Genomic DNA, 18,881 nt, shown 5'->3' on the forward strand with positions numbered 1-18,881 from the left:
CCCGGCCGTCACTTCGTGGTGACGGGGCCCGCCTGACTCTTGCTCAGCAGCTCGATCCACGTCTTGCCGCGCGGCAGCTGCAGCGGCTTGCCGTCGCGGGTGGTCAGGACGATGGTCGAGGCGCTGTTGGCCTTCTTCCACTTCGCGTTGACCCGCGTGCCGCCGATGAGGACGACCGCCTTGCCGCTGCCGTCGAAGACCGTCTCGGGCACGGGGTTGCCGGCGGGATCGGTGTAGCCCGCGTCCTTCTCGTCGGCCCACAGGACCACGAGGTTCTTGGCGCCGAACTCCTTGTCGCTCGTGCCGTTCGTGCGCTTCCAGACCTTGCCGTCGAACTTCCAGTTGGTGGTGTGCGTGCGCGAGAACGCGACGCTGGCCGACGAGACCTGCGGTCCGTCCACGGCCGGAGCGCCGGAGTCAGCCCACTGGAAGTACGGGCGCTCGGGCTGCAGGTCCTTCGCGGACTTGTTGAGCTTCGGCAGGTCGACCACGACGTTGTACGGCGCGTAGCCGGAGTCGCGCGACAGGCCCGGCGAGCCGGCGTCCTGCGAGTGGATGGTGATGCCGGACTTCTTGATCCGCGAGATCGTGCGGCCGGCGCCGCCCGAGGCGACGATCTGGCCGCGGACCGGCTTGGCGATGCCGATGTCGGTGGCGCGCATGGAGCGCACGTGCCCGACCACGGTGGGCAGCGACGAGTAGTAGAGCGCGGCCAGGCGGGTGACGCCGCCCTCGACCGTCTCCTCGACGACCATGTCGGCGCGGTCGATGTTCTCCTGCGGAGCCGAGGCCGGGGTGTTGTCGACCTTGACCACGAACACCGGGTTGTCCGGCGTCTTCTTCATGGTGGCGCCGGTCAGCGGGTTGACCGCGACGATCTGGCCCGCGTCACCCTTGTTCGGCTCCTTGGGGTCGGGCGAGCTCTTCTCGTCTCCGCCAGAACACGCCCCCAGAGTCAGCACGAGGGCACAGGTCACCGACAACATCCGCAACTTCATACCCCCAGCATGCCTGAGGCGGGGTCACGATCCGGCGCGCGGGGAGGTGTCGTCCGTCTCCCTTTCGCGGGGCCGCTGTCGGACCTCGGTGCCACCATGGGTCCATGGGTTTCGGCGAGGCGACCACCACGTGGTTCGACGAGTCGTTCGCCGGGCCCACTCCCGCCCAGACGGGCGCTTGGCAGGCGATCGAGCGGGGTCGGCACACGCTCGTCGTCGCACCGACCGGCTCGGGCAAGACGCTCGCCGCGTTCCTGTCGGCGATCGACGGACTGCTGCACCGTGATCGCGACGTCGAGCCCGAGGGCACGTCGGTGCTCTACATCTCGCCGCTCAAGGCGCTGGCGGTCGACGTCGAGCGCAACCTGCGGTCGCCGCTGGTGGGGATCTCGGGCGTCGCGGCGCGGCTGGGCCAGGAGCTGGCTCCCGTCACCGTCGGCGTGCGCACGGGCGACACTCCCCCGGCCGAGCGTCGTCGGCTGCAGTCGCATCCGCCCGACGTGCTGATCACCACGCCCGAGTCGCTGTTCCTGGTCCTCACCTCGGCCTCGCGCGAGATGCTGCGCGGGGTCCACACGGTCATCGTCGACGAGGTGCACGCCGTCGCCGGCACCAAGCGCGGTGCCCACCTGGCGGTTTCGCTCGAGCGACTGGACGACCTGCTCGAAAAGCCCGCGCAGCGGATCGGCCTGTCGGCCACCGTCAGCCCTCATGACGAGGTCGCGCGGTTCCTGGGCGGCCGGGCCCCCGTCGAGGTCGTGGCCCCCGAGGCACCGTCGCGGCTCGAGTTGTCGGTGCGGGTGCCGGTCGAGGACCTCACCGAGCTGCCGCCGCGCCACGAGGGACCGCGCGAGGGCAGCGCCGCCCGCGGCCTGGACGAACCGAAGGAGGCCGGCGGCACGATCTGGCCGCACGTCGAGGAGGCGATCGTCGACGCGATCGAGCAGGCGCGCACCACGATCGTCTTCGCCAACAGTCGCGGCGTGGCCGAGCGGCTGACGCAACGGCTCAACGAGGTGTGGGTCGAGCGCGAGACGGGCTCCCGGCCCGAGCCGGCGAGCCGACAGCCCGCGCACATGGGCGGGTTGTCCGGGGTCTCCCTGGGCACCGAGCCCGTGCTGGCCCGGGCCCACCACGGCTCGGTCAGCAAGGAGCAGCGCGCGCTGATCGAGGACGACCTGAAGTCCGGCCGGCTGCGGTGCGTCGTCGCCACCTCCAGTCTCGAGCTGGGCATCGACATGGGTGCGGTCGACCTCGTCATCCAGGTGTCCGCACCGCCCTCGGTCGCCTCGGGCCTCCAGCGCGTGGGCCGCGCGGGCCACCAGGTCGGCGAGGTCTCCCGCGGCCTCGTGTTCCCCACCGGCCGGCACGACCTGCTCTCCACCACCGTCACGGTCGAGCGGATGCTCGCCGGCCGGATCGAGCGCCTGTCCGTCCCGGCGAACCCGCTCGACGTGCTGGCCCAGCAGACCGTGGCGGCCTGCGCCCTCGAGCCGATCGACGTCGAGGCGTGGTTCGAGACCCTGCGCCGCTCGGCCCCCTTCGCGACCCTGCCGCACGCCGCCTTCGTCGCCACGCTCGACCTGGTCGCCGGGCGATACCCCTCCGACGAGTTCGCCGAGCTGCGGCCCCGCGCCGTGTGGGACCGCCAGGCCGGCACGCTGACCGGCCGCCCCGGGGCCCAGCGCCTGGCCGTCACCAGCGGCGGCACGATCCCCGACCGTGGCATGTTCTCGGTCGTCCTCGCCGGCGAGGAGGGCACCGCGGGGCGTCGCGTCGGCGAGCTCGACGAGGAGATGGTCTACGAGTCGCGCATCAACGACGTGATCGCCCTGGGCGCGACCAGCTGGCGGATCATGGAGATCACCGCCGACCGGGTCATCGTCGTGCCGGCGTTCGGCCTGCCCGCGCGTCTGCCGTTCTGGCGCGGCGACGCGGTCGGCCGGCCCTACGAGCTGGGCGAGGCGATGGGCGCGTTCCTGCGCGAGCTCAGCGCCCTGTCGCCCGCGAAGCAGCGCGCGCGGGTCGAGGAGGTCGGACTCGATGCCTACGCCGTCGCCAACCTCGCCGCACTGATCACCGACCAGGTCGAGGCGACGCGTCAGCTGCCGACCGACACGACGCTGGTCGTCGAGCGGTTCCGCGACGAGGTCGGCGACTGGCGGCTCGTGCTGCTCTCCCCCTACGGCCGCGCCGTGCACGCTCCCTGGGCACTCGTCGTCGGCCGGCGGATCGAGCAGCGGTTCGGGGTCGACGGCGCGGTCGTGGCCTCCGATGACGGCATCGTCGCCCGGGTGCCCGACGTCACCGGCGAGCCGCCCGGCGCGGACCTGTTCGACCTCGAGGACCCCGAGGACCTCGAGTCCCAGGTCACCGAGCTGGTCGGCGGATCAGCCCTGTTCGCGGCCCGGTTCCGCGAGTGCGCCGCGCGCGCCCTGCTGCTGCCGCGTCGCAATCCGGGTGCCCGCGCCCCGCTGTGGCAGCAGCGCCGGCGCGCGGCGATGCTGCTCGACGTCACGCGCAAGTACCCCGACTTCCCGATCCTGCTCGAGACCGCGCGCGAGGTCCTGCAGGACGTCTACGACCTGCCCGCCCTGATGACGTTGGCGCGGCGACTCCGCTCCCGCGAGGTCGCGCTGGTCGAGGTGGGCACCGACAACGCCTCGCCGTTCGCCCAGCGACTGCTGTTCGGCTACGTCGGCGCCTTCCTCTACGACAGCGACCTGCCCCTTGCCGAGCGGCGCGCGGCCGCCCTGACCCTCGACCCCGAGCTGCTCGGACAGTTGCTCGGCCGCGCCGACCTGCGCGAGCTGCTCGACCCGGAGGTCGTCCAGCAGACCGAGGCCGAGCTGCAGCGGCTCGTGCCCGAGCGCCAGGCCAAGAACCTCGAGGGCGTCGCCGATCTGCTCCGGCTGCTCGGTCCCTTGACCTCCGACGAAGTCGCCGAGCGCACGCTGCCGGACGCGCGGCTCGAGGCCGGCGCCTGGCTCAAGGAGCTGCGCGAGTCGCGGCGCGCGATCGAGGTGCAGGTGGGCGGGCAGCTGCGCTGGGCGGCCGTCGAGGACGCCGGTCGGTTGCGCGAGGCACTCGGCACGGCCCTCCCGCTCGGGGTCGCCGAGGCCCATCTCGCACCCGGACCCGACCCCCTGGGCGAGCTGGTCGCGCGCTTCGCCCGCACCCACGGACCATTCACCACCGAGTCGGTCGCCCGACGACTGGCGCTCGGCCCGGCCGTCGTGCGCGATGCCCTGCAGCGACTCGCCGACGCCGGCCGGGTCACCCGTGGCGAGTTCCTGCCGGTCGCGTCCGGCGACACCGAGTGGGTCGACGCCGAGGTGCTGCGCCGGTTGCGGAACCGGTCCCTGGCCGCCGCGCGCCAGCAGGTCGAGCCGGTCGATGCGGCCGCGTTCGCGCGGTTCCTGCCCTCGTGGCAGCACGTGGGCTCCCGCCTGCGCGGACCCGACGGCGTGCTGACGGTGGTCGAGCAGCTGGCCGGCGCGGCCCTGCCCGCCAGCGCGTGGGAGTCGCTCGTCCTGCCCTCGCGGGTCAGCGACTACTCCCCCGCGATGCTCGACGAGCTGACCACCGCGGGCGAGGTCACCTGGACCGGCGCCGGCACGCTGCCCGGTCGCGACGGCTGGGTCCGGCTGCTGCCCGGCGACACCCCGGGGCTCCCCACGGGCGATCTGGTCGAGGCCGGTGCCGACACGCCGGCCGGTCGGCTGCTCGAGGTCCTCGGCGACTCCGGGGCGTGGCTGTTCAGCGAGTTGGCCTCCCGGATCGACGGCACCGAGCGCGAAGGCCTGGTCGAGGCGCTGTGGGAGCTGGTCTGGAGCGGCCAGGTCAGCAACGACACGTTCGCACCCGTGCGCAGCCTCGTGGCCGGTGGCGGTGCGCACCGCACCCGGCGTCAGGCGCCCCGCGCCCGGATGATCGGTGGCCGGATGCGCGCCCCGCGTGCCGTCGTCCCGCCGATCGCCTCGGGACGCTGGTTCTCGGTCCCGCTCGGCGGCCAGACCACGACCGAGCACATCGCCCGCGCCGAGACGCTGCTGAACCGCTACGGCGTCGTCACCCGCGGATCGGTCCAGGCCGAGCAGACGCCCGGTGGCTTCGCCGCGATCTACCGCGTCCTGCGCGAGATGGAGCAGAACGGCTCTGCCCTGCGCGGCTACTTCGTCGACTCGCTCGGCGCCGCGCAGTTCGCGGCACCCGGCGTCGTCGACCGCCTGCGGTCGTTCGTCCGCGACGACGACGAGCCGGCGGACACTCCGGCCGTCACGCTGGCGGCCACCGATCCGGCCAACCCGTTCGGCGCCGCACTGCCGTGGCCCGATCGCGGCGCCGACGGCCACCGGCCGGCCCGCAAGGCGGGCTCCCTGGTGGTCATTCACGACGGACGCGCCGTCCTGTACCTCGAGCGCGGCGGCAAGTCGGCGCTGACGTTCACCGACCAGCCCGCGGCGCTCATGGCGGCGGCCGAGTCCCTGGTCCGGACGGTCCGGCGCGGACGACTGGGCCGGCTCACCGTGCAGACCGCCGACGGCGAGCCCGTCGCCTCGACGCCGTTGGGTCAGGCACTGGCCGCGGCCGGTTTCGAGGCCCATCTCAAGGGACTGCGCCTCGATGCCTGAGGGCGACACCGTCTGGCGCACCGCCCACCACCTGAACGAGGCTTTGGCGGGGCGTGTGCTGACGTCGACCGAGTTCCGGGTGCCGCGCTACGCCACCGTCGACCTGACCGGCGAGGTCCTGCGCGAGGTGGTCAGCGTCGGCAAGCACCTGCTGATGCGCACCGACGAGCACTCGGTCCACTCGCACCTGAAGATGGAGGGCTCCTGGCACCTCTACCGGCCGGCGACCCTGCGGCGCGGTGGCCTGCGCCGCCCCGCCCACACGGTGCGGGCGATCCTGCGCACCGACGAGTGGGTGGCGGTGGGCTTCAGCCTCGGCATCATCGAAGTGCTGCCCCGCGCCGACGAGGCGTCCGCCGTTGGTCACCTCGGCCCCGACGTCCTCGACCCGCTGTTCGATCGCGACCTCGCGCTGGCGAACCTGCGGCGGGATCCCGAGGTACCGGTGTTCGTGGCCCTGCACGACCAGCGCAAGGTCGCCGGGTTCGGCAACGAGTTCGTCAATGAGACGCTCTACCTGTCCGCCGTCGATCCCCGCACCCCGGTCGGCGAGGTCGACATCGAGCGCATCCTCGACCGCGGGGTCAAGCTCATCCGCGCCAACCGCGACCGGATCGAGCGATCCTTCACCGGCAGCCTGCGCCCCGGCGAGCTGCACTGGGTCTTCAGCCGCTCGGGCCGCCCCTGCCGCCGCTGCGGCACCCTCATCGGCGAGACCGCCCTCGGCCCACCCACCCAGGAGCGCCGCGTCTATTTCTGCCCCACCTGCCAACCTCCCGCCTCCGGCGGGCCAGATGTGTAGCGTTCCGCACACTTTTCGCCCCGAAAAGGTACGCAGTGCTCCACCTCTCGGGCGCCGGGGCGTCAGAAGGCGCCGGGCGCGAACATTGCGGCGTCGTCGAAGGACAGCCACGGGGCAGGCCCGGTGTGTCCGTGCGCGGTGAGCCGGCGATGGATGCGCCGCACCATGTCCAACGGCACCCGCAGGTCGCGGTCGACCAGCACGACCACGCTCCAACCCTGGGCCTCCAGGTACTCCCGCCGGTCCCGATCACGGACGCGTTGCCGCGGCTCGTCGTGCCACCGTCCGTCGTACTCCACGGCCACCTTGAACTCGGGCCAGGCGAAGTCCGTGCACGCCAGGAAGATGCCCTCGGCGTCGTGCACGTCGAAGTTGCACACCGGTGTCGGCAGTCCCGCCAGCTGCATCAGCAGACGGACGAACGACTCCATCGGCGAACGGCTGTCCGGGCCGACGTGGCCGAGAGCCCGCCGCGCCGCCACCACACCGTCGAGGTGCCGCGTCTCGCAGTAGGCCATCAGCCGCTGCGCCGTCGTCAGCTTCTGGGCGATGAGCCAGTCGGCCGCGGCCACCGACTGCACGAGGGTGAACTGCGCCGCACAGTCGACGAAGGTCCGCTCCGGTGAGGTCGCCGGGATCGCGCGCAGGTCGCGGGAGGAGATGGGGTGCAAGCGCCGGTGGACTCGGATCCGTTCCTCTCGACACACGGCGTTCAGACGCGTCGACAGGTGGATCCGGCCGTCGGCACCCCCGCTCAACTCCAGGCCGTACCAAGCCAGAGCGGTTCGGTGGCTCACCACGGCATCGGCCGGACCCGCCAGGAGCGCGGCCAGCAACTGCTCCCGCAGACCCAACGGCAGGTCCGCGTGGGCGTAGACGCCGCGGAAGACCCTCACGAATCGGGCCCCGCCCAGGGCGCGCCGAGTCAGGCCTTGCGCCTGCGCCTCGGCGAGGCCGAACGGGCGATCGCGGAACTCAGCGGGAACGGGCAGCATCCGGCGAGAGTGGCCCGACGACAACCCGCCCGAACAGCCCCGACGGTCACCCTGTGGACGCGGCGCGAAGGTCCACAGCCCCGGGCCGCGGATCTGTAGCCCTACGCACCTTTTTCGGCCGAATAGCGTGCGGAACGCTACACATCTCGCCCGCCGGAGGCGGGGCACCGCAGAGTCAGGTGCGAATCAGGGCCGCGGCGTGTTGGGCGAGGGCCGGGGCCATCTGGATGCCGTAGCCCGCCTGGCCGACGTACCAGAAGAAGCCGTCGGCCTTCGCGTCCCAACGGGTGACGGGGTTGCCGTCGGGGGCGAAGGTGCGCAGGCCGGCCCAGGCGGTGCGCACGCTGCGCAGACCCAGCGTCGTGACGTCGTTGACGGACTCGATGGCGCGGGCGATCTCGAGCTCATCGGGCTTGGGGTCACCGGGCTCGTGCAAGGTGGCGTCCTGCGGCGAGCAGAGCACCGCACCTCCCTCGGCCTTGAAGTAGAAGCCGTCGTCGATCCCCGCGGTGAACGGCACACCCTCGAGCGAGACGGTCGTCGGCGACTGGAAGAGCGTGCGGCGGCGCGGCTCGAGCCGAAGCCGCTCGGCGCCGAACAGGGAGCCCACCACGTCGCCCCAAGCGCCCGAGGCGTTCACGACGACGTCGGCGCGGAACACGTCACCCGAGGTCGTGGTGACGACCCACTCCCCCGCGTCCCGCAGCGCCGACGCGACGCGAGCGGACGTGGCGACGGTGCCGCCCCGGGCGCGGAAGGCGCGGGTGTAGGCGTGGTGCAGTCCCATGACGTCGAGGTCCAGGGCGGTCTCGTCCCAGGCCGCGACCGCGATGGCACCGGGCCGCAGCACCGGACACAGCCGTTCGGCCTCGGCACCGTCGACCAGCTCGGCCGCCGTCTCGGCCACGAGCCGGTGGACCTCCGCGTCGCGGCCATTGACGCCCAGCCACAGACACGACATCGGTGACGCGACGGGGCCGTCGATGTCGAACGGCGGGTCGATCAGGTAGTCGTGACTCGCGGTGGTGAACTCGCGCACCACCGGCGGGCCGTACGAGCCGATCCAGGTCGCGGCCGAACGACCTGTCGTGTGCAGGCCGAGGGACTTCTCGGCCTCGAGCAGCAGGACCTCGCGGTCCGCGGCCAGCTCGTACGCGATGGCCAGACCCGAGATCCCGCCCCCGATGACGATGACGTCCATCGACACATCATGGCCGACACCGGGGCCACCCGTCCGGAAACCGCGACCCGCGTCAGACGACCTCGGCGCGTGCCGCCGGCAGGTCGGCGGTGCGGACCCAGATCATGTCCTCGTCGAGGTCGGTGTGCTTGGCGTCCCACGTGTCGAGGAACCAGTTCTGGCGCACCTTCCACGGCGTGCGGGCACCCGACCTCGGCAGCAGTTCGTCGGCACGGGCGATGTAGCCCGAGTTGAGGTCCAACAGGCGCTCGTCGTGACCGAAGTCGGCCGCCGGATCCGGGATCCCGTAGGCGTAGCCGTTCGCATCGAGGTGGTTGAGGTAGTCCGCGACGTACTTCCACGTCAGGTCGGCGCGCAGCGTCCAGGAGGCGTTCGTGTACCCGACGCACCAGGCGAGGTTCGGCACGCCACTGAACATCTGGCCCTTGTACGTGTAGAGCTCGTGCGGGTCGACCTTGGTGCCGTCGATCGTCACGTCGATCTGACCCAGGGCGACCAGCTTGAGCCCGGTCGCGGTCACCACGATGTCGGCGTCGAGGTGCTCACCGGACTGCAGCGCGATGCCCTTCGGCGTGAACTCGGTGATGCGGTCGGTGACGATGTCGGCCTTGCCCGCGCGCACCGCCTTGTAGAGGTCGCCGCCGGGTACGACGCACAACCGCTGGTCCCAGGGCTTGTACGGCGGCTTGAGGCTGGCGCGGTCGACGCCGGGCATCGACTTGCCGGTCAGGCCGAGCAGGATCGCGCGGGCGACCCGCGGGAACGCGCGGCAGAACATGTAGAAGCCGACCGTCATCACGGCGTAGCGGAGCCGGGCGACGTTGTGGACGAGCTGCTTGGGCAGGAAGCGCTTCGCGACGTTGGCGACGGGGTCGCTGCCCGGCTGACTCAGCACGTACGTCGGGGTGCGCTGGAGCATCGTGACCTTGGCGGCGTCCTGCGCCATCGACGGCAAGAGCGTGATCGCGGTGGCGCCGGAGCCGATGACGACGACGTTCTTGCCGGCGTGGTCGAGGTCCTCGGGCCAGAACTGAGGATGGACCAACTCGCCCTCATAGGACTCCAGACCCGGGAAGTCGGGGGTGTATCCCTCGTCGTAGCTGTAGTAGCCGCTGCACAGGTAGAGGAAGTTGGCGGTGATCGTCTCGGTCGAGCCGTCGGCCAGGGTGCTGGAGACCGTCCACGTGGCGGTGTCGCTGGACCAGTCGGCCGTGGCCACGCGCCGCCCGAAGCGGATCTTCTCAGCGATGCCGTGCTTCGCGGCGGTGGTCTCGAGGTACTGGCGGATGTCAGCACCGTCGGCGATGGCCTTGGGGTGCGTCCACGGCTCGAACGGGAAGCTGAGCGTGTACATGTCGGAGTCCGAGCGCACGCCGGGGTACCGGAACAGGTCCCACGTGCCGCCGATCGCGTCGCGCTGCTCGAGCACGGCGTAGGTCCGGCCCGGGGCACGCTCCTGCAGGCGGTAGGCGGCTCCGATTCCCGAGAGGCCGGCACCGACGATGAGGACGTCGACATGATCGGTCATTGCACACTCCTATGTGACATTGGTGATGTCACATTAACAGCAGTTGTGGCCCGCGTCACTGGTCTGAGCCAGGCCGTGGATTCGCGTCTCTGGGCCGATGACCTCCGGCCGTCTAGGATTTGCCCCATGACCGCTGTTGCCTCGGCCGCGCCCGCCCCCGCGCCTGCCGATGACGAGACGCCCGGCTCGGACCGGGGCCTCGGGATCTTCCTGGCCATCTCGGGCGCCATCGCGCTGTGGTCCTCGCTGACCCTGACCTACGACAAGATCGCACTGCTGCAGGCCGAGACCGAGGGCAAGACCAAGGAGCTGAGCTGCAGCCTGTCCGCTTTCGTCGACTGCAGCGAGGTCGTGTCGTCCAACCAGTCCGAGGTGTTCGGCTTCCCGAACACCTTCATCGGCGCAGTGGCGTTCGCCGTCGTGGTGACCCTCGGCGTGCTGCTGGCCAGCGGGGTGGCGCTGCCCCGTTGGATCTGGGGCGGTCTGCAGGTCGGCGTGCTGTTCGGCATCGGCTTCGTGACCTGGCTGCAATACCAAGCCATCTGGGAGATCGGCGTCCTCTGCCCCTGGTGCATGGTCGTCTGGGCCATGATGATCCCGATGTTCGTCGCCGTCACGGCGCGCGTCACCGGGAACCGCTTCCTCAAGAACTGGACCGTCCTGATCTCGGCCCTGTGGATCATCGCCGTCGTCGCAGTCATCTGGTTCGAGTTCGGCGAGACGCTCTGGGCCCCTCGCTGAGGCCATGACGAAGGCCCGGCCGGGAAACCGGCCGGGCCTTCGTCATCTGGCGCTACTTCTTGGCGATCTTCTTGTACTTGGAGTACCGCGCCACGGTCTTGTAACCGGACTTCGTCCCCGTGACTCGGACGCGGATCTTCTTGCCGCGGTACTTCTTGGGCACCTTGTAGGACGACTTCGTCGCACCCTTGATCGCCTTCGATCCGACGTACCACCGGTAGGTGTACCTCACCGGCGCCGGCCCCCAGTAGCCAGGCGACGCTCGCAGGACCTTCTTGGGCCGGGCGGTTCCTGAGATGCTCGGCACGTTTGACGAGATGGCTCCCGCAGCGACGACGCCGGTGGTCACGCTGGCGCTGGCGGTGTCGTAGTACAAGCGGCTGCCCGTCATGACAAGACGCAGGCGCTTCCCCGCCGCCGCGGGGGGCACATTGAGGTACGTACCCCGCCCGAGGAGCCGCGTCCCGGCATACCACTCGTAGGACGTCGTGGTCGGCGACGGCAACCAGCCACCGGGTTGCGCCATCACGGCCCCGCCGACCTGCAGCCGGCCGGTGACCCTCGGCGCTCGGGTCAGGAAACCGTGGGCGCGGACGATGACGGGGGCACTCTTGCGCACCTGCGTGCGGTAGTTCAGCAGGGATCCCGTCACTTCGACAGTGATGGACTTCCCGCGCAGATTCTCGGAGAGGAAGAGCGACTTGGAACTCGCGTTACTGAGCGGCTTGCCGTCGGCGAACCATTGGTACCTGAGGAAAGCGTTGGATGGCGTCCACGTTCCGGCGAAGGCTTCGACCGAACCGCCGATGAGGCTGTCGTTGACGATCTGAGGAACGGGTCCGACGAGCTCGCGCAACCGCACCACGACGGGATCACTCTGCCGCGAGACCGTCTCGTAGCCGGAGGAAGCACCCGTGGTGACCACGTGGATGCGCTGCCCTTCCTGTTGCTCATTGGGCCTGTATGCCCTCGTGGTCGCATTCTCGATCCGCTTGCCGTCGGCGTACCACTGGTACGTCGGACTGACCGCTGGGTCCCACACACCCGGATCGGCGGTCAGTTGATCGCCGACGAAGCCGTCACCGGTGATCGTGGGAATCGGCGCCTGCAAAAACGCCCGGAGGGTGATCGTCCTGGCTGCGCTCTCGCGAGTCACGACCTGGTAGCCGTCGCGACGGCCGGTGACGCGCACCGCAACCCGCTTGCCGACCTGCGCGGCCGTGGGTTTGTAGGTGGGTGCGGTCGCCCCCGTGATCTGCGTGTTGTCGACGTACCACTGGTACGTCAACGACACGGGCGCCGGCTGCCACGTGCCCGGGACGGCCACCAACTCGTCGAGCGCCCGCCCCGTGCCGGTCACCTCGGGGGTGGGGGTGGCGGTCAACTGCAGCAGGTCGACCGTCTCGGTCGGCGCGCTCATCACGGGGAGGTTGCTGAAGTTCAGGCGCGAGGCGGTCACGCGGACGCTGATCCGTTTGCCTGCCTGCACCGGCGTCACCTTGAACGTGCGTCCCGACTCGCCGGAGATCGGCACTCCGTCCGCGTACCACTGGAAGACGTAGCTGTCAGGACGCGGCGTGAACTCCCCGGAGGTCGCCGAGAGGGTGTCGTTCACCCGGATGGCGCCGGCGCTGTCGCCACTGGAGATGGTCGGCGCGTCAACGTTGGTGAAGACCCCGTCCTGGATCGGCAGCGTGGGCGTCCACGCAGCGGTGTTGGGGCTGGGGAAGGTCTCGGAGCGGAAACCGTCCTTGCGTCCGGTCACCATGACCATCAGACAGCGCCCCTTCTCATCGATCGTGGGCGAGAAGCTCTGCCGGTCAGCGTTATTGATGGCCTCCCAATGCTTGAGGTCACCGTCGTTGCAGGAAGTCGACTGCGTCCAGTACTTGTACCAACGGAATCGCAGATGCACGCCGCTGGGGTACCAGCCGTTGTCCGCCGCGTCGTAGCGCTCGATCTGGGGCGTGTCGGGCTTCAGGTCGGCGGTCAGGATGTTCTGTACGCCGCGGTGCCCGACGACGATCACGGGCTTGAGGGGGAAGAGCCCGGTCTCGGCGGAGGTGGACGTCGAGCAGCTGGGCGCCATCCGCACGTGGTCGACCATCGCGAGGGAGTCGAGCGACTCGTTGTTGGCGTCGGCAATCGACAGGGTCACGGTGTCACCGGCCGACACCGGCACCTCGAAGGTCTCGACGGAGCTGAAGAAGTCGAACGGCGTCACGGGCGCCAACAACGGCGCGTTCTGGTCGTCGGGCTGGCGATCGAACTCCTCGTCGATCCCGTGCCAGTACTCGATCGCGTTGACCGACATGGCGGTCGGCTCCACCTTGCTGCCGTCATCGGGGCGTGCGCCCTCCTGGCCGATGTAACGCGGTCCGGCGTGCAGGGCAAACTCGGTGTCATCACCGGAGCGCTTCAGCGAGATGAGGTCGGAGGCGGTCGCCTTCGGATCGTACGTGTGTACGCGCTCCTCGGTGCCCATCGCGACGTCGACCAGCAGGCACGAGCCGCTCGCGGCCGCCTCCGCGCCCACGGAGAGAGTCATCGACGCGCGGTCGTCCCCGCTGAGGTTGGTCGACGGCTGTCCGCCGGGGACGCTCAGGTTGAAGAGGTCGGAAGCCTTACCAGTGGACATCACGGCGTAGTGCCCGTTGCCGAAACGGCTGGGGAAGTCGTTGAACGCCCGGTTCTCGACCTCGAAGGCCCGGGCGTCCCCCGCTTGGGTCACCGTGATTCCGGAGGGTACGTCCAGCGCGGTCGCCAGGGCCGTGTTCGACGCCTCAGCGTGGGCGACAGACGCCGTCGTGGCGGCCAACAGACCACCCAGGACCGTGCCGGCAATGACCGGACTGATGAACCTTCGCATGGAAATCCCCTCTGCTTCCGAAACCGCAGCCGGCAAAGCCCGGCGACGGGTCATGCTCCCTTGAATGCGCTGATTGCACCGATGACCGCCGGTCCGATCACGATGATGAACAGCACCGGCAGGATCGTGCCCATCAACGGCAGCAGCATCTTGACCGGGATCTGGTTCGCGACGCCCTCGGCACGCAGGCGGCGGCCCACACGCATCTCATTGGCCTGGTCTCGCACGATGTCCGAGACCGGGACACCGAACTCCTCTCCCTGAAGTACGGAGCGGACGAACTTGCGCAATTCCTCGACGTTCGTGCGAGCGACCAACCCCTCGTAGGCCTCCCGGCGCGGCAGGCCCAGACTGATGTCCTGGACCGTACGGACGATTTCGTCCGCCAGCGGTCCCGAGCCGGTCTGGCCTGAGCGCGCCAAGGCGTTCTCGAAGCTGGTGCCGGACTCGATCGAGATGGTGATCTGGTCCAGCAGGTCCGGAAGTGCGTACTGAATCTCCTCCTGGCGGCGGACGGCTTTGCCGTTCAAGATGATGTCCGGCGCGAAGTAGCCCATCAGCGGTGCACCGATCAACATCATCACGCCCAGCAGGCCACCCTTGCTCGAGAAGATCATGATGCCCAGTCCCATCCCGATGGAGCCGATGATGACCTTTTGCATCAGGATCTTGGCGACGCTCGAACCCTCCGGCCGCCCGGCGAGCATGTAATTGCGCTCGGCCTTCGCGACGATGCCGGACGGCGTGAGCCGGTAGCCCATGCCACCCTGGGCGCTTTGGTGCAGGTCCTTCGCCGAGCCTGCGACCACGAGCTCGGACTCGGTGAGCTCGCGCAGGCGCGCCGCGGCGGCGGACTCCTGCTTGCCGAAGATGCCGAGAGCCTTGAACAACAAGGCGAGGGCACCGAAGATCGCGATGATTCCGATGAGCAGCATTACAGTTTCACCTTCGTGATCGAACGAAGCCACAGTCCGCCCAGTACGTAGAGCACCAAGCTGATGACCATCAGGATCTTGCCGGCGCCGGTGTTGAACAACGGCATCATGTAGGGGCGGTTGATCAGCAGGAAGAGAAGCCCGACGGCCACGGGCAGACCCATCAGGATCACGGCAGAAGCCTTCCCCTCCGAGGCCAACGACTGAACCTTCAACCGGAGTTCATTGCGTTGCCCGATCGTCTCCGTGACGCGGTCGAGGATCTCGCTCAGGCGCCCGCCGGACTCACGCTGGATCGCCACGGCCTCGGTCACCCAGAGAAAGTCGGCACTGTCCATGCGTGCCGCAGTGTCCTTCATGCCATCGATCAGGTCACGCCCCAGCCTCGTCTCATTGACGATGCGGGCCAGCTCCTCGCCCATGGGCTCCTCCATCTCGGCGGCGACGCTGCCCAAGGCGTTGGGGACGTTCATGCCCGATTTCAACGCCGAACTGAACTGGCTCATCGTCTCTGACATCTGGAGACCGAATTTCGCGCGCCGACGTGACGTCCTGACGCCGACGTACATCTTCACCAGGAAGGGCGCGGCCAACAGCAGGATGAAAGCGAAGAAGAACGAGCCAGTCAGGGCCAGGCCTGCCGCGAAAGCGACGAAGGCAATCAGCAACGTCGTAGCCACCACCGACGTGACGCTCGACTTGATACCGGCCAGCGACAGCTCCTCCTCGGTGAACGGCTTGAGTCCGAACGTCTTGAGGACTCGCTCGATGGCGTCGTAGACCGGAGTCGACGTAGTGGTTTGTGAACCGTCGCCTGAGGCCTCGGTCTTCATCTGCTCCGAGCGCAGGTTGGCCAGTTCGGGCTGCAACATGACGTAGCCGAAGGCCGCCACCGAGACCAGGATGGACACGACGCCGATCGACAACAGGGAAGTCACGAGACGGGCTCCTTGCGGGCGGTGAGCAGGTGGGGCGGCACGGCGATGCCGCGCTCGTCCAACATCTCGATCAGGTGGATGCCATCGCCGACGGGCTCGACGGACCCGCGCGGACGACCGTCCTCGTCATAGCCCGCTGCGAAATTGAAGCGGTACAGGTCGCGCAGCACCGGCTCGTCGTCCTCGATCCCGACCAGCTCGGTCACGTACGTGATCCGACGCGAACCGTCCCGCAGGCGCGAGATCTGGACGATGAGGTCGACGGCCGACCCGATCTGCTCACGGATGGCCCGCAGGGGAAGATCCATGCCGGCCATCAGGACCAGCGTCTCCAAACGGGCGATGCAGTCGCGCGGAGAGTTGGCGTGCAGCGTCGAAATGGAGCCGTCGTGGCCGGTGTTCATGGCCTGGAGCATGTCGAGCGCCTCACCGGAACGGCACTCGCCGATGACGACGCGATCGGGACGCATGCGCAGCGAGTTCTTGACCAGGTCGCGGATCGTCACCTCGCCGCGGCCCTCGATGTTGGCCGGGCGGGCCTCCAGCTGCACGACGTGCGCCTGCTGCAGCTTCAACTCGATCGCATCCTCGATCGTCACGATGCGCTCGTCCTCGGGGATGAACGAGGACAGCACGTTCAGCAGCGTCGTCTTGCCGGTGCCGGTACCGCCGGACACGAGGATGTTGAGCCGGCCGCGCACACACAGCTCGAGCAGCTCGGCCAGCTCCGGGGTCAGCGAGCCGTAGTTGATCAGGTCCTGGATGCTGAGCGCCTTCTTGGCGAACTTGCGGATCGTCAGCGAGGAACCGCGCACCGCCAGCGGCGGGATCACGGCGTTGACACGGGAGCCGTCGGTCAGGCGAGCGTCCACCAGTGGCGACGACTCGTCGATGCGGCGTCCGACCTTGCCCACGATGCGCTCGATGACTCGCCGCAGCTGGTCCTCGGAGCTGAACGACTCGTCCGCGAGCGTCAGCTTGCCCTTGCGCTCGACGAAGATCTGCGAGGGGTGGTTGACCATGATCTCGCTGATGTCGTCATCGTCGAGGAGACGCTGGATCGGGCCCAGGCCCAGGGCGTCGTCCTCGATCTCGCGAGTGAGCTGGGCGCGCTCGATGCTGCCCAGCTGGACGTGCTCCTCCTGCAGGATGATCTCGAGCTCGGTTCGCACGAAGTCGCGAAGCTGCACGTCCGTCAGGGACGCGTCGTTGATGCGGGTTCCGATCCGGCGGAACAGCGATTCGACGGACCGGCGCTTGAGGTCGTCCAGCACGGCGGAACGCTGCAGGGCGACCGTGGGCCGGTGGGCGGCCTCACCCACCTTCTCGGCGGCCAGCAGGCGGTCGGTGATACTCATTCGTCCCTCCTGAACAAGCCGCCCTTGCGGCGCGCTGTCTCACCGCGGAGCTTCGCGACGATGTTGTCGACGGCGCTGGTCAGATCGGCCGAACGCTTCGCCTGGGCCAGCGGTCGGCCGGTGTTGACCGACAGGGCGATGTCCACGGATCGTGCGATGGAGACGTCGACCGGCATCTGCATGGCCTGGGCGATGTCCTCGACCTCGAGGCCCGTGCCTGATTCGGTCATGTTGACGACCAGATGGCGACTCCTGGGCAACAGGTCGATCCGGTCCAGCAGGTCGGCAGCCCGGCGCAGAGCCTTGACGCTCGAGACGTCCATCGTCGACACCATGATCACGTCGGTGGCGACCTCGAGGGCAGCCATCGTCTCGTCGGTCAAGCCAGATCCCGTGTCCACCACGACGAACGCGTAGTCCTTGGACAGCTGCCGGAGCAGCTCGCTCTCCTGGATGGGCGTGATCTTCTCCAGAGCGGCCGGCGACTCCGAGGCGGCCAGGACGAGCAGCTTGTCGTCGAACGCGTTCAGGAGGCCCTTGACGACGAGGGGTGGGTGGACCGCGTCCTCCGTGAACGCGTCCTCGAGGGTGTGCAGCGCATTGACGTTGAGGACGCTCGCCACGTCACCGAACTGCGAGTCGAAGTCGACGATCACGGTGTCCAGCGGGGTGCGTCGAGAGAGGGCGATGGCCAGGTTGGTCGAGATGGTGGTCTTGCCGACACCGCCCTTGGGCGAGAGCACGACCACCACCCGGTGCTCCTCGGGATCGACTCGCATGACCGGCGCGGCGGGAATCGCCGTCGGGACGGTGGCGTCCCGCCCTTCAGCAACTCCGGGCATCGCCGAGCCGATGTGGCGTGCCAGCAGTCGCTCGATCTCCAAGTCGGAGGAAACCGCTGACACGGACTCGACGACGCCGAACTGGCGTTGTTCGGTCGACAGCGGCTCGGGCTTCTCACGTACCAGGACGACCGGCACGTCCAGTTGGTGGTCGTGCACGATGTCGGCCATCTCCATGGACTGGTCGTCGTCGACGTCCTCGCAGATGACCACGAGGTCGATCGCACGCATCGTCCCCAGCATGGAGTTCAGGGCGTGCTCGGTGAAGGTGGGCTTGAGGCCCACCACCTGGCGGTCTGCGACGCGGCGCAGCCTACCCGCGTAAGGGCTGGATTCGGTGATGACGACGATGATGCTCACTTGACAAGGTTCCCCGCATCCACGGCCGACGCGCCATCACGGCTGGTCTTGTCGTTCTGGACGGTCAGACGGACCTGTCCGAACTGCGCGGCGGCGGCCACCTGCGTGGCCTGGGAGGTGGTCACGGCCAGCGTGACCACCATTGAATTGTCCTCATTGGACTTGACATGGGTGACCATGATGTTCTGCGCGAACATCCGGCTCCGCTTGTCTTCACCTTCCTCGAAGGTGGCGATGATGCCGACCCGAACTCCTTCGTCGACGCGTTCGCCGACGCCGGCGGCCGCATCGAGCGTCACCGCGATCTCCTGTAGACCATCAGGCACGTTCGCCTTCGCGGCCGCCTTGGCGCCCTCCTTCGCGAACCGCGACTCGAGCAGCTGCTCGCCGGCGACCAGCGGAACGGTCGTCTTGAGGCCTTCGATGGACTTGAGGTCACCGACGGCACCCTTGGCGACCGCCGCGTTCGGCAGGCTGACCAACTCGACGTTGTCACTGACGGCCGCCGAGTCGGCGTCCGCGCCGAGATCGTTGACGACTCGGTACACCTTCACGAGCTCAGCACCCTCGAACGCTCGGCTCTTGGCGCTCGACGCATAGGCGACCACAGCACCGATGCCGATGATCGCCAGCACGGCGGCGGCGATGGCGGCGATGACGCGAGAGTTCATGAACCGTGT

Annotated in this window: 13 protein-coding genes; 3 read left to right on the top strand and 10 right to left on the bottom strand. The window is 69.2% G+C overall.

The window, feature by feature from the left end:
- Positions 1-8: 8 nt before the first annotated feature.
- Positions 9-998, bottom strand: a complete 990-nt coding sequence (locus tag H9L21_RS12025; protein WP_154596696.1) for a DUF3048 domain-containing protein — start codon at positions 996-998, stop codon at positions 9-11.
- Between the two features lie 104 nt (positions 999-1,102).
- On the opposite strand from H9L21_RS12025, the gene H9L21_RS12030 reads away from it, so the two are divergent.
- Both H9L21_RS12030 and H9L21_RS12035 read left to right on the top strand, forming a co-directional pair.
- Complete coding sequence (locus H9L21_RS12030) at positions 1,103-5,632, top strand: ATP-dependent helicase (protein ID WP_154596695.1); 4,530 nt, start codon at positions 1,103-1,105, stop codon at positions 5,630-5,632.
- The gene (locus H9L21_RS12035; RefSeq protein WP_154596694.1) at positions 5,625-6,434 is read left to right on the top strand and encodes a DNA-formamidopyrimidine glycosylase family protein; all 810 of its coding nucleotides are present in this window, start codon (positions 5,625-5,627) and stop codon (positions 6,432-6,434) included. Before H9L21_RS12030 ends, H9L21_RS12035 begins: the two co-directional genes overlap by 8 nt.
- Before the next feature lie 62 nt (positions 6,435-6,496).
- Here the strand turns inward: H9L21_RS12035 and H9L21_RS12040 are convergent, their stop codons facing one another.
- The 3 genes from H9L21_RS12040 to H9L21_RS12050 all read right to left on the bottom strand — a co-directional run bounded on the left by H9L21_RS12040 (position 6,497) and on the right by H9L21_RS12050 (position 10,158).
- Positions 6,497-7,429: a DUF559 domain-containing protein gene (locus H9L21_RS12040; protein WP_154596693.1), complete on the bottom strand. Its 933-nt coding sequence runs from the start codon at positions 7,427-7,429 to the stop codon at positions 6,497-6,499.
- Between the two features lie 175 nt (positions 7,430-7,604).
- Entirely contained in the window at positions 7,605-8,630 is a 1,026-nt protein-coding gene (locus H9L21_RS12045) for an NAD(P)/FAD-dependent oxidoreductase (protein WP_154596692.1), read from the bottom strand.
- Between the two features lie 52 nt (positions 8,631-8,682).
- Positions 8,683-10,158, bottom strand: a complete 1,476-nt coding sequence (locus H9L21_RS12050) for a flavin-containing monooxygenase (protein ID WP_154596691.1) — start codon at positions 10,156-10,158, stop codon at positions 8,683-8,685.
- A 126-nt stretch (positions 10,159-10,284) separates the two neighbouring features.
- On the opposite strand from H9L21_RS12050, the gene H9L21_RS12055 reads away from it, so the two are divergent.
- Positions 10,285-10,899 carry a vitamin K epoxide reductase family protein gene (locus H9L21_RS12055; protein WP_187411507.1) on the top strand — a complete coding sequence of 205 codons (615 nt, stop codon included), beginning with the start codon at positions 10,285-10,287 and terminating at the stop codon, positions 10,897-10,899.
- 52 nt (positions 10,900-10,951) lie between these two features.
- Here H9L21_RS12055 and H9L21_RS12060 read toward each other — a convergent pair whose 3' ends face one another.
- The 6 genes from H9L21_RS12060 to H9L21_RS12085 are packed head-to-tail and all read right to left on the bottom strand — an operon-like array spanning position 10,952 to position 18,872.
- On the bottom strand, positions 10,952-13,768 hold the full coding sequence (locus H9L21_RS12060) for a hypothetical protein (protein ID WP_154596689.1): 2,817 nt from the start codon (positions 13,766-13,768) through the stop codon (positions 10,952-10,954).
- A gap of 50 nt (positions 13,769-13,818) precedes the next feature.
- On the bottom strand, positions 13,819-14,703 hold the full coding sequence (locus H9L21_RS12065; RefSeq protein WP_154596688.1) for a type II secretion system F family protein: 885 nt from the start codon (positions 14,701-14,703) through the stop codon (positions 13,819-13,821).
- The gene (locus H9L21_RS12070; RefSeq protein ID WP_154596687.1) at positions 14,703-15,641 is read right to left on the bottom strand and encodes a type II secretion system F family protein; all 939 of its coding nucleotides are present in this window, start codon (positions 15,639-15,641) and stop codon (positions 14,703-14,705) included. Before H9L21_RS12070 ends, H9L21_RS12065 begins: the two co-directional genes overlap by 1 nt.
- The gene (locus tag H9L21_RS12075; protein ID WP_154596686.1) at positions 15,638-16,999 is read right to left on the bottom strand and encodes a TadA family conjugal transfer-associated ATPase; all 1,362 of its coding nucleotides are present in this window, start codon (positions 16,997-16,999) and stop codon (positions 15,638-15,640) included. Before H9L21_RS12075 ends, H9L21_RS12070 begins: the two co-directional genes overlap by 4 nt.
- Complete coding sequence (locus tag H9L21_RS12080; protein WP_154596685.1) at positions 16,996-18,201, bottom strand: CpaE/TadZ family protein; 1,206 nt, start codon at positions 18,199-18,201, stop codon at positions 16,996-16,998. Before H9L21_RS12080 ends, H9L21_RS12075 begins: the two co-directional genes overlap by 4 nt.
- Complete coding sequence (locus H9L21_RS12085; protein ID WP_154596684.1) at positions 18,198-18,872, bottom strand: RcpC/CpaB family pilus assembly protein; 675 nt, start codon at positions 18,870-18,872, stop codon at positions 18,198-18,200. The genes H9L21_RS12080 and H9L21_RS12085 overlap by 4 nt, the downstream gene beginning before the upstream one ends.
- Positions 18,873-18,881 lie beyond the last annotated feature (9 nt).

The sequence above is a fragment of the Aeromicrobium senzhongii genome (assembly GCF_014334735.1).
GTDB classification, from domain to species: domain Bacteria; phylum Actinomycetota; class Actinomycetes; order Propionibacteriales; family Nocardioidaceae; genus Aeromicrobium; species Aeromicrobium senzhongii.

What these genes read in the sequence shown, in the direction of transcription:
- H9L21_RS12025 (WP_154596696.1), bottom strand. Translation starts at nt 998, where the DNA reads ATGAAGTTGCGGATGTTGTCGGTGACCTGTGCCCTCGTGCTGACTCTG.
- H9L21_RS12030 (WP_154596695.1), top strand. Translation starts at nt 1,103, where the DNA reads ATGGGTTTCGGCGAGGCGACCACCACGTGGTTCGACGAGTCGTTCGCC.
- H9L21_RS12035 (WP_154596694.1), top strand. Translation starts at nt 5,625, where the DNA reads ATGCCTGAGGGCGACACCGTCTGGCGCACCGCCCACCACCTGAACGAG.
- H9L21_RS12040 (WP_154596693.1), bottom strand. Translation starts at nt 7,429, where the DNA reads ATGCTGCCCGTTCCCGCTGAGTTCCGCGATCGCCCGTTCGGCCTCGCC.
- H9L21_RS12045 (WP_154596692.1), bottom strand. Translation starts at nt 8,630, where the DNA reads ATGGACGTCATCGTCATCGGGGGCGGGATCTCGGGTCTGGCCATCGCG.
- H9L21_RS12050 (WP_154596691.1), bottom strand. Translation starts at nt 10,158, where the DNA reads ATGACCGATCATGTCGACGTCCTCATCGTCGGTGCCGGCCTCTCGGGA.
- H9L21_RS12055 (WP_187411507.1), top strand. Translation starts at nt 10,285, where the DNA reads ATGACCGCTGTTGCCTCGGCCGCGCCCGCCCCCGCGCCTGCCGATGAC.
- H9L21_RS12060 (WP_154596689.1), bottom strand. Translation starts at nt 13,768, where the DNA reads ATGCGAAGGTTCATCAGTCCGGTCATTGCCGGCACGGTCCTGGGTGGT.
- H9L21_RS12065 (WP_154596688.1), bottom strand. Translation starts at nt 14,703, where the DNA reads ATGCTGCTCATCGGAATCATCGCGATCTTCGGTGCCCTCGCCTTGTTG.
- H9L21_RS12075 (WP_154596686.1), bottom strand. Translation starts at nt 16,999, where the DNA reads ATGAGTATCACCGACCGCCTGCTGGCCGCCGAGAAGGTGGGTGAGGCC.
- H9L21_RS12085 (WP_154596684.1), bottom strand. Translation starts at nt 18,872, where the DNA reads ATGAACTCTCGCGTCATCGCCGCCATCGCCGCCGCCGTGCTGGCGATC.